Source organism: Rheinheimera sp., assembly GCF_036782235.1.
Classification (GTDB): Bacteria; Pseudomonadota; Gammaproteobacteria; order Enterobacterales; family Alteromonadaceae; genus Pararheinheimera.
In genome coordinates, this window is record NZ_DAIPZL010000006.1 from 188,229 (window position 1) to 198,913 (window position 10,685).

The following is a 10,685-nucleotide window of genomic DNA, read 5'->3' on the forward strand; positions in this document are numbered from 1 at the left end:
GCATTTGCGCGTGTTTCTCTGACACGCTTTGAAACACTACACGTCCTTGTGCGGCCAATTGAACTAATTACGCGAAGGATAAATGCCTTCAAGTGCAATAATAAAATTCATCCCCAGATAGGGATTACGTATTTGCACCGGAGCCCCACCGCCCTGCAAGCCAGCATTTCCGGTCACTGTGGCACTAAAGGGAGCCAATGTTGCAGTCCCCGGAGCTGCGCTATAAATATCAACTTCTGCCCCCACTGAAGTGTCATTGGTTGTTGATAAAACGGAGGTTGCTGAAGGTGTCTTGCTGGTGCCTGCTGTGGTATTCACAGGAATGGCAACGGACGCAGTCCCAGTGACAGGCAGTGTTAACTGAGGCAATTGTCCGACGGTAATATTCACGTTCTCAACGCCGGCAACCTGCCCCAGAGCGATATTACTTAAACCCGCTCCGGTCCCTATGCCCACGGGAGAACGGCTTTGCAGGTCCGGCAAGCCAAAGGTTGTGGTACCGTTGCCGCCATAGGTTGTGCCGAGGATAGAGAACAGTGCACTGTTAGTGGAAATTGCCAATAGTTGCCCCTGACACAAAGCCCAGCCTTGTGGGGCATAATTACCGGCAAACATGCGGATTTCACCTAAAAACGGATCAGACATTTAAACTCTCCTTAGTTGGTTTTTTCATGGTTAGGGTGTACAAATCCTTATACAAAACAATGTCCGCTTAAAATGGTGATGTGCAATTTATCCCATGCGGGTCTGTTCTGAGGTTATGCCGTTATGGCAAGCATGGTTGCCATAATAATATTCAAGTTGTTGATCCAAAGAAGAAACCCTTCAAAGCTAGGCGATATCCAGCAAAACATCAACCTGCAACCAAATCAGAAACAAAAATTGATGGCCAGCATAGTTGCAAATGGTTACCGTTTTTACTTTGCCGCAGAAAACCATGGCGCAGATAAAACTGCAAAGCACCATCATTTTGTTGCTCCACCAGCAGTTGCAGCCCTAACTGCTGCTGTTGGGTATATTGTTGCAAGGCTGTCATCAACTCACTGCCAAGCCCCTGCCCACAATAAGCGGGCAACAACGCCAGATCAGTGATATGCAAATAATCCGGATGGCGCGCCATAATCAGCCGGCCAACAGGTTGTTGCTGCAACAAAATCAAATAGATTTGAGGACTGGGTGATTGGTGCTGATAACTCTGTTGTTGCAACTGATACTGCTGCTGCAACAGCTGCTGCGCCAAAGGCTCTGGCAAACCGCTGTTTGTAAAATAACTGTGAGTGGCGGCAAACAGCTGCTGAAAAAAATGATCATCACCAGACTGCGCTGGCCGGATTGATAACAAAGAGGCTGATTTATCTGGCCACAACAACATGGATGTTCCTTTTTATTTGCCGGCCAATCTAACTGAAAAGCACGGCCGGGCCAAAGCTGACCAGTTGCCAGGCAACTGCTTTTCAATATGGATGTGTATCAGAGACTTATGTTTAAAAAGGCACTCGGCCCCGCTACAACCACCGCCGGACTTTTTGCTGATATTGCAAAAACGCTGCGCCAAATAAGGCGGTGAGCGCCCGCTCTTCCGGTTGAATCTGAAACTGATTCAGATACCAGACAAAAAACGGCAAAGGCACAAAAGCACTGATATCCGCCAGCCACAAAGCCCAGGCCACCAGCACCAGCAACATGCCCAGATACATAGGGTTACGGCTGTAACGGAAGATGCCGTTTTGCACCAGGTCGCTGGCAGCTTGCGGTGTTAACGGGTTCACTGTGGTTTTTGCACGGCGAAAAGTAACAACGCCAAGCAGCGCCACCATCACACCGGCCAGAGCCCAAAGGCCGGCCAACCCCGCTCGCCACCACCACAGTTCCGGCGGAATAACTTGCCACAACGGCAGCAGATGGCGCGCAGCAAACATCAGGCCGGCAAAAATCAACACCAGTAACAGCGGGGGAATTTTCAACTCAAGGCGGGACATCAGAAACTCCATCTTGCAAAAACAGGCAATCCTTTGCCTGTTTTATCAGCGTTCTTAAAAAAGTGCCAGCCTAATCAATCACTTTATGCACTATCGGGTGCAGCAACGGAGCGCTTTCACTGAAAGTTAAAGCCGCCAGATATTCACTGCAGGCTTTATCAGCCGCTTCTTTTGAAGCAGCATGTACCCGCGCCAGCAGATCACCTTTGACAACTTTGCTGCCAAGGGCAAGCACATCACTAAAACCAACGGCTGGGTCTATTTGTTGGGACGGATGGGCGCGGCCTCCCCCTAAACGCACCACAGCCATCCCGACAGCGACAGTGTCACTAGCTGCCAGGAAGCCATCCTGAGGCGCCAGAATATCCTGCACCACTGGCGCTGCCGCCAGGTATTGCTGTGGTTTTTCCATCAGATCCACAGGACCGCCCATAGCCGCAACCATCTGGGCAAATATTTCCGCCGCTTTGCCTGACGTTAAGCTGTGTTCCAGTGCTTTGATGGCACTGGCTTTATCAGGTTGTAAACCAGCCAGTTGTAACATGCTGGCACCCAGCTCTAAAGTCACCTGATGTAGTCTTGGCTCGCGGTATTTGCCGGTTAAATAATCCAGCGTTTCCAATACTTCCAATACGTTGCCCGCGGTCGCGCCCAAACATTCGTTCATATCTGTCAGCAGCGCCTGAGTTTTTACACCGGCGCCTTTGGCAGTGTTCACTATGCTGGTGGCTAGCGCTGACGCATCCGCCACGTTTTTCATAATGGCGCCCGAGCCAATTTTGACGTCCATCGTCAGCACATCCAGCCCTGCCGCCAGCTTTTTCGACAAAATAGAAGCTGTGATCAGCGGAATAGACTCCACTGTGGCGGTGACATCACGAATAAGATACAAACGACGGTCGGCCGGCGCGAGTTCAGCACTTTGGCCAACGATCACACAACCTAACCGTGCCACTTCTGCCTGAATTTTCGCCAGTGGCTGAGTGCAGCTATAACCAGGAATAGTTTCCAGTTTATCCACAGTACCGCCGGTATGGCCTAAACCACGGCCGGCAATCATCGGCACATAAGCGCCACAAGCCGCTATCATCGGCGCCAGCATTAAACTGACTTTGTCGCCAACACCACCGGTGGAATGTTTATCCACCACAGGACCATTTAGTTTACCGGCCCAGTTTAATACAGCGCCTGAGTCGCGCATGGCACGGGTTAAGGCCACAGTTTCTTCGGTAACCATGCCATTTAAATAAATCGCCATGGCAAGGGCTGCTGTCTGGCCTTCGCTGAAACTGTTGTCGGTAATACCTTTGACAAACTGCTCTATGGCCGCCTGAGGTAACTGGCCGCCATCTCGTTTTAATTTGATAATTTCCTGCGGTAAATACACGTTGAACTCCGTTAAGATTTGGCAGCTGCGCTGGTGTCAACTTTAGTGCTTTCCGCTAAATATAAGGGAGTAAAAGCACTGGGTAATAACTCACCTAAAGTCCACTGCTGGATTTGGCCCAGATGATTACAACTGGCAATAGGGCTTTGTGGGGTAAAAAATTCGGCAATCACCTGACGGCAAATACCACAAGGAGGGGTCAGTTTTTCCTGGGGTGTATAGACCACTAAAGCCTGAAACTGACGCTCACCCGCCACAACAGCAGCAGCAATGGCATTACGTTCAGCACAAGTAGTACCGCCGTAAGAGGCGTTTTCAACGTTACAACCGGTATAAATTTTGCCGCTTTGCGCCAGAATGGCCACACCCACCGGAAAGTGGCTGTAAGGGGCGTATGCTTGCTCAGAGGCAGCGCGGGCTTGTTGTTGCAGTAAAGCCCAATCCACAGATGTTTTCATCAACTGAAAATCTCAGGTTTGTTAGGGCAGCCTGTTATGCACCGATTTTTGCGCGGAATCAAGAGTGGTTTTCGCAAATTTGCCGAAATTACTCACAGATTGTTGTTTTTAGCTACAAAGTAGCAACAACCATACTGCCGGATGGCTAAATGCTGGCGGCAGCCTGTGCAGCACGGGCGCGCTGACTGAACAACCAGACAGCAGCAAACAACCATAAAGCCACCAGTGGTAACATCCAGAATGCAGTGCCAATACCGGCCGCGTTGGCCCAAAGCCCGGTGCCAAGGCCTGCCAGCTGGCAGCCAAGCGAACCGCCGATATTCGATAAGCCCGATAACACCGGGCCCTGCTGCGGTGCCAGATCCATTGCTGTTGCCAGTAGCAGCGGATAAACACCACCAAGGCCAAGCCCCAGTAACAGATTACCTGCCGACAAAACCCAGCTGCTATCGGCCAGTTTTAATACCAGAGCGCCAGCCAACATCACCAGCACGAGTAACCGCAGCAAAGACGTGGCGCCAAGATAGGGGATCAGATAAGCAAAACCCAGGCGGCTTAGCACCATTCCACCGGTAAACCAGGCAAAAATTAATCTGGCCTGTTCAGTTGGATACATCAGGGCGGAACTGGCATAACTGACAAACCAGTTGCCATTGCCCCATTCCACAGCACCATAACCAAACATCGCCAAAGCCAAAGCGACAAACACCGGCTGTTTTAATACCGCTTTATACGACAAACTATGCCTTGGCGCAGGCTCAGCGGCCTGGTCTGCTTCTACCCTGCGCCCTATCCATACCGCATACACCGCCAGCATCACTAACAACAAGGCCAGCAGCCGCAAAGGCCAGCGCCAGTCTGGCAACCACCAGTACATCACCACCACCAGAAAAGGTGCCGCAAGGGTGCCAAGGCTAAACATAAAGTCCATCAACCCCATCATTTTGGCTCTTTTATTGGCGTGCAGACGGGCTATTAAGGTATGACCAATGGTGAACATCACAGAGCAGAACAGCCCAAAGAAAAAAATGCCCAATAACAAATGCCAGGCCTGATGTGCCAGTGAAATGGCCAGCAGTATCACTGTTTCAGTCAGCGCTAAAATGGCGAATAACGGCAGAAAATGAAACTTCTGCACATATTTGCCCCCCAGATAAGCGCCGGACACAGTGCCAAGGGCCATCACCAGAAAAAACCAGCCACTTTGTGCTGCGCTCATGCCAAGCTCGCGGTTTAAATCCGGCAGCAATACGCCCCACAAAATAATTAATAAACCCAGCAGAAAAAATCCGCTGAAGATCAAAGCTGTGGGGTGAAGTCTGGGCATCTGCTCAGGATCCGCTGACTGGAAAACCGTGATTATAAAGCAGATCATGTTGTTGTAAGCGCTTTAGCGCAGCGTTTTTGCACGCATACGAATGCAGCGCCTGTTTTCAGGCGAGCGGCAGGCCATGCTTGTAGACAAGTGAGCCTGCCATCACAGCAGGCTAAAATCGTCGGCGTCCAGCATGGCCGGAAATTTCTGCCGGAAGTCCTGCAATTGCACTAAATCCAGGTTAGCCAACAACACGCCTGCCTGATGTGGCTTTAGCTCAGCCTGTGGTTGCCCCAGATAATCCAGCACCAGCGAATCACCGCTGTAATCAAAACCATTGTCGTCCTGACCCACTCTGTTACAGCCCAGCACATAAGCCTGATTTTCAATAGCACGGGCAGCCAGCAGCGTACGCCAGATCTCACGGCGCGCCTGTGGCCAGTTGGCGACATAGATCAGCACATCATAATCGCCCCTGTTGCGGGCAAACACCGGAAAACGCAGGTCATAACAAACCTGCAGCATCAAACGAAACCCTTTGTATTGCACTACTTTGCGACAGGCACCCGCCACATAATGCTGATGTTCGTTTGCCATCCGGAACAGGTGTTTTTTATCGTAATACTCAATCGACCCGTCCGGGTGTACAAACAACAATCTGTTGTGCACCCCTTCGGCGGTTTTTATCGCCACAGAACCACAAATGGCCCACTGATAAAACATCGCCTGTTGCTGCAGCCACTGTACTGTTGGCCCTGTCATCTCTTCGGCAATCAGGTTGCTTTGCATCGAAAAACCACTGTTAAAGGTTTCCGGCAGCAGCACCAGATCAACCTCTCTGAGTTTGCTCAATTGCTCCGCAAAATAGGCTCTGTTGGCCGCTGCGTCCTGCCACACCAGCTCAGACTGAATGAGCGCCACTTTCAGCTGTTTTGTTATCGGCTTAACCGGCATAACCGCTCCGCTGCTTGTTGTAAGGTTGCATCCTGTTTGGCAAAACAAAAACGAACAATTTTACTGTCCTGCTCCTGGCGGGAAAATACTGACAAAGGAATGGCTGCCACGCCAACATCTGTTGCCAGCCAGTGGCAAAAAGCCACGTCATCAAGATCACTGATGGCGCTGTAGTCAGCCAGCTGAAAATAAGTGCCGGCACAAGGCAATAACTTAAACTGGCTCTGGCTGAGTAAAGCTACAAAGCTGTCGCGTTTTTGCTGATAAAAACCCGCCAGGCCTGTGACCAGCTCAGGTGACGCTTCTAAGATGCTGGCAATGGCATATTGCGCCGGGGTAAAACTGGAAAAAGTCACATATTGATGAATTTTACGAAATTCTGTGGTTAATGCCGGTGGTGCCACACAATAACCGAGTTTCCAGCCGGTGACATGGAAGGTTTTGCCAAAAGAGCTGACGACAAAACTACGATCCTGCAGCGCGGCCTGCTGGTGTGCACTGAGCTGTGGTGCCCCATCAAATACCATATGCTCATATACTTCGTCACTGATACAAAACAGGCCATGCTGCTGCACCAGTTCTGCTAAGGCCTGCCAGTCTTGCTGACTAAATACCATGCCGGTTGGATTGTGTGGGCTATTGACGATAATCAGTTTGGTTTGGTCACTGACTCGGCGGTGCACCGCAGGCCAGTCAATCCGATAATCCGGCGCCGTTAACTGAATATGTACAGTTTTACCACCGGCCAGTTCAACAGCTGGCTGATAACTGTCATAAGCGGGATCAAACACCAGCACTTCATCACCGGGCCGCACCACCGCCTGAATGGCAACAAACAGCGCTTCAGTGGCACCAGAGGTAATAGTAACTTCGGTATCGGCATTGACCATACGGCCATAACAATGCTCAGTGAGCCGCGCAATTTGCTGGCGTAACTCCATCACACCTGCCATTGGCGCATATTGGTTTTTACCGGCCAATACCTGTTGATTTAACTGTTGCAATAAGGCTTCCGGCGCCGGAAAATCCGGAAAACCCTGAGACAAATTAATAGCTTGCTGCTCTAAAGCTAACTGAGACATCTGGGTGAAAATAGTAGTGCCCACCCAGGGCAACTTACTGCGCAAATCCATAAAACTCCTTGTGACCTCATGTTGCAGCGCTGCAGAACAAGCTGATGCTAGCATTTTTGCCGGCCAATTGTCTGTCGCTGCGGCAAAAAACGGCTTGGCCTCGGGCTGCCGGCAATGCTACCATTTAAGACATTTCAACACCTAGACGTCTAAACATAAAGATGAATCAACTAGCCAGCAGCAATCAACTCAATCCATATGCCATTCAACTTTGCGCTTTGGCCCGCTGGATCAGCGCCAAACAATGGGCACCGGCCGGCACTGGTCATTATTCTGTCCGTTTGAATGAACACAGTGCGCTGGCTACTCCACAATACAAAGACAAAGCTGAACTCAGCCCGCATGATTTGGCTTTGCTGAACTGGCACCAGAGCGACACCAAACTCAGCCCAACGCTTGCCCCCGGCACTTTGCTTCATACTGTTATTTACCAGCACTTCAGCAATGCCAAAGTGGTGCTGCATACCCAGTCGGTCGAGGCAACAGTGTTTTCCAAACTGATTAAAGCCGACCAATATCTGTTTTGTGGTTATGACATTCAGCAACGGATCCGGCCGCAGGCACAACAGGATAGCGGCCTGAACCTGGCCATTCTGGACAGCAACCTGTGCTGGGCACAACTGGCGCAGCAGTTACAGAATCGCCGGCACGAGCTCAGCTCCGGATTTTTGCTGCGTGGTCAGGGTCTTTATATTTGGGCCGACAGCCTGGAACAGGCCAAACAGCAGCTGGAAGCCTGGGAGTTTTTATTCAGTTGTGAACTGGAGCGCTTTAAAGTGTCCGGACAGCTGTAACCACAACACATTCAACTTTTTAATGTGTTAAACAAACAGCGCGCTTTTTTGGTGCAGAATTGCGCCAGCTAAAGGCAATCAGACATAATCACACAGAAATTATAGTTATTTTTCAATACATTAAACACCGGAACAACAATTGCTTTATGCCTGATATCTCTGAGCATGGAGCTGTTGCCACATGGCCGTTCATACCCCACTGCGAGGTTTACGCTGTTTTTGCGTGGCCGCTGAATGTTTAAGTTTTAAAGAAACCGCCAGTCAGCTGTATCTGACCCCTTCGGCTGTCAGTCATCAAATCAAACAACTGGAAGAAAGCCTGGGTTTTAGCCTGTTTGAACGCCAGACCAGAGCCGTGATATTAACAGCCGAAGGCCGGCGTTTTTACCAGGCCATTCACCCTGTGTTACATACATTGTCGGCCACTGTTGCGGAGTTCTGTCAGAGCAAAAGAGAGCAGGTGGTTAGCATCACACTGCCGGAATTTTTTGCCAGCGAATTTTTTGTCCCCAGATTGGTTGGTTGGTCAACTCAGTATCCACAAGTAAATTTACGGCTGGAAACGGTGAAATCACGTCAGGATCCGAGTCGTCACACAGATCTGCAGATAGTGCTGGCCAGCAGCAAACCCACAGATAAAACAGCTTATCAATTGTTTGCAATCAGTTATGTGCCAGCTTGCAGCCCGGAGCTGTTTCAGCGCCTGCAAGGGGAACCTGCCGATTTGCCGCTGCTGGAAACTGTGCCGCTGATCGTGCATCAGGCCAGGCCCTGGTGCTGGCATCAATGGGCCGATCAGGCCGGTTATGACGACTTCAGACCCAGACAAATTATCCAGCTCGACAGCATGTTCAGCGTGGCCAGAGCGGCGCAGCAAGGCTTGGGTATTGCGCTGATCCCTTTGCCTATCAGCCAGAGCTGGTTTGACAGCGGCACTCTGGTGCGGTTGTTTGACGAGGAACTGCACACCCGGGACCATTATTATCTGGTGCAACATGAGCAACACCAGCAAAAACCGGAGATCCAGTTATTAATCGACTGGATATTGGCAGGTTTTGCCAAATGCAACAACAGTGGTACAGATGAATGAACTTCAGCTGTCAGCTGCAATTTTCTCGTTTGTCAGCCGACATCCCGGCCCCTAGAGTTGGCGATACAACAGGCAGCAGCTTTGTTGTGTACCAACCAGGAGCAAAACCATGAAACTGATTCAATCACGCTGTTTACTGGCCACCTCTTTGTTGTTGGCCAGTTTTGCCAGTCAGGCTGGCAGTCAAAGTTATCAAATGGTGCTGATGACGGAAGAGACAGCAACAGCACAGAGCAAAACCCAGCCGGCTGCCAGCGCAGCAACAACAGATCCCTATATCCGGCAAACCAGGCTCTGTGTGGCTTACAGCCAACAAGGCCAAACTGCCGAGGCAATGCGGGCTTGTCATCAGGCCGTCATGCTGGTGCGGCAAGCTGGCGACCGCCCTGTAGGCATGCAGCGGCAGCTGCGCTCTTATGCCTATAGCAACAGGGGGGTGGCCAAGGCACTCAGTGGCGACCATCTTGGCGCCCTGACAGATTTTCAGCGTGCATACCTGATTAACGCCAATGCAGTCAGCCAGCACAACCTCGGCAAGCTGGTCAAGGCGCTGCATCCGGACGCGCCTTTACTGGCAGCTTCCCTGGCTGATAGCAACACCGACTAATCAAACTTTGGGGTGCCGGTATAGCCCCCGTTATTGCAGGAGAGGCAGATGAAAAGTTATCACAGCATTTTTCCAAGCCAGACCAGTAACTTACAGCTGTTCTTCTGGCATTGTTGGCAAGGCATAACAGAGCAGTGGCAGTTTTATCAGCACTTAGCCGTCAGCCAGTGGGATCCACATGACGAAAATCTGTAAGCCAAATGTCGATTAATCAACACAGCTACATGATGTTACTGCTACCTTTAGCCTTTTACATGGCATAATAACGGCCTTTTGCAAAATGGCGGGTAAAGAACATGCGGGTATGTGGCGTTGAAATTAAAGGCAGTGAAATAATTTTGTGTTTGATGGAAATGGATAACGGCCTGATGGTGTTGCCCGATTGCCGTCAGGTGCGTTTCCCGCTGCTAAACGATCAGGATACTGAGCAGATGCGCAAGTTTCAGTTCAGTATGGCCAAACTGGCGGAAGATTATAAAATCAGCAAGTTTTTGGTGCGTGAAAGACCACAAAAAGGCAAGTTTTCCGGTTCAGCCGTTGGTTTTAAAATTGAAGCTGCATTGCAGTTGATCCCAACAGTAGATACTGTCATTTGTACCAATGCAGCCATTAAAGACAAACTGACCAGACACCCTGTTCCTGTTGATTTCAGAGATACAGGCCTTAAAGCCTTCCAGGAAAGCGCCTTTATTACCGCTTACGCCTATCTTATTTATTAATAGTTTGTGCTTATAAAAGTCCCTGCTCATGCGGGGATTTTTTTATGCTTTTAAGAAGCGGATTGGTGGGGTTAATGGCTTGATTGGGAGCCTTGATATCCCTCGCGGAGCTCGGGATTGCTCAGCCAGCGAAACGCAAAACTGTTTGCGTTTCGAAACCCCAGCGTCACTGTACTACTCTACGCGCAGTAAACCGCCGGAGCCTAAATACAAAAAACCCCGCTCACGGAGCGGGGTTCTTTTGTATTG

13 protein-coding genes are annotated in these 10,685 nt (G+C 50.4%); 5 read left to right on the top strand and 8 right to left on the bottom strand.

Translation table 11 applies throughout. The features are described 5' to 3' along the window. Nucleotides 1–63 precede the first annotated feature (63 nt). From V7P87_RS09465 to V7P87_RS09500, 8 genes are all read right to left on the bottom strand, one after another. On the bottom strand, nt 64–645 hold the full coding sequence (locus V7P87_RS09465; protein ID WP_333797219.1) for a phage tail protein: 582 nt from the start codon (nt 643–645) through the stop codon (nt 64–66). Between the two features lie 208 nt (nt 646–853). Further along, nucleotides 854–1,372, bottom strand: coding sequence for a GNAT family N-acetyltransferase (locus V7P87_RS09470; protein ID WP_333797220.1), 519 nt, complete (start codon nt 1,370–1,372; stop codon nt 854–856). 133 nt (nt 1,373–1,505) lie between these two features. Further along, nucleotides 1,506–1,979 (bottom strand): methyltransferase family protein, encoded by a 474-nt coding sequence (locus tag V7P87_RS09475; protein ID WP_333797221.1) that lies wholly within the window; start codon nt 1,977–1,979, stop codon nt 1,506–1,508. Between the two features lie 70 nt (nt 1,980–2,049). Beyond that, nucleotides 2,050–3,366, bottom strand: a complete 1,317-nt coding sequence (gene deoA, locus V7P87_RS09480; RefSeq protein ID WP_333797222.1) for a thymidine phosphorylase — start codon at nt 3,364–3,366, stop codon at nt 2,050–2,052. A gap of 11 nt (nt 3,367–3,377) precedes the next feature. Then, nucleotides 3,378–3,824 (bottom strand): cytidine deaminase, encoded by a 447-nt coding sequence (locus V7P87_RS09485; protein WP_260658229.1) that lies wholly within the window; start codon nt 3,822–3,824, stop codon nt 3,378–3,380. A 145-nt stretch (nt 3,825–3,969) separates the two neighbouring features. After that, a complete protein-coding gene (locus tag V7P87_RS09490) occupies nt 3,970–5,151 on the bottom strand; it encodes an MFS transporter (RefSeq protein WP_333797223.1) in 1,182 nt (393 codons plus the stop codon). Between the two features lie 150 nt (nt 5,152–5,301). Continuing rightward, nucleotides 5,302–6,093 (bottom strand): amidohydrolase, encoded by a 792-nt coding sequence (locus tag V7P87_RS09495; protein ID WP_333797224.1) that lies wholly within the window; start codon nt 6,091–6,093, stop codon nt 5,302–5,304. Further along, a complete protein-coding gene (locus V7P87_RS09500; protein WP_333797225.1) occupies nt 6,075–7,226 on the bottom strand; it encodes a methionine aminotransferase in 1,152 nt (383 codons plus the stop codon). Before V7P87_RS09500 ends, V7P87_RS09495 begins: the two co-directional genes overlap by 19 nt. A gap of 161 nt (nt 7,227–7,387) precedes the next feature. On the opposite strand from V7P87_RS09500, the gene V7P87_RS09505 reads away from it, so the two are divergent. From V7P87_RS09505 to V7P87_RS09525, 5 genes are all read left to right on the top strand, one after another. Then, nucleotides 7,388–8,020 (top strand): class II aldolase/adducin family protein, encoded by a 633-nt coding sequence (locus tag V7P87_RS09505; RefSeq protein ID WP_333797226.1) that lies wholly within the window; start codon nt 7,388–7,390, stop codon nt 8,018–8,020. A gap of 181 nt (nt 8,021–8,201) precedes the next feature. Beyond that, nucleotides 8,202–9,110: a LysR substrate-binding domain-containing protein gene (locus tag V7P87_RS09510; RefSeq protein ID WP_333797227.1), complete on the top strand. Its 909-nt coding sequence runs from the start codon at nt 8,202–8,204 to the stop codon at nt 9,108–9,110. Nucleotides 9,111–9,219: 109 nt separating this feature from the next. Next, nucleotides 9,220–9,717 (top strand): hypothetical protein, encoded by a 498-nt coding sequence (locus V7P87_RS09515; protein WP_333797228.1) that lies wholly within the window; start codon nt 9,220–9,222, stop codon nt 9,715–9,717. Between the two features lie 48 nt (nt 9,718–9,765). Further along, a complete protein-coding gene (locus V7P87_RS09520; RefSeq protein WP_296298284.1) occupies nt 9,766–9,912 on the top strand; it encodes a hypothetical protein in 147 nt (48 codons plus the stop codon). A 101-nt stretch (nt 9,913–10,013) separates the two neighbouring features. Continuing rightward, nucleotides 10,014–10,436 carry a DUF3010 family protein gene (locus V7P87_RS09525; protein WP_333797229.1) on the top strand — a complete coding sequence of 141 codons (423 nt, stop codon included), beginning with the start codon at nt 10,014–10,016 and terminating at the stop codon, nt 10,434–10,436. Nucleotides 10,437–10,685: the final 249 nt, after the last annotated feature.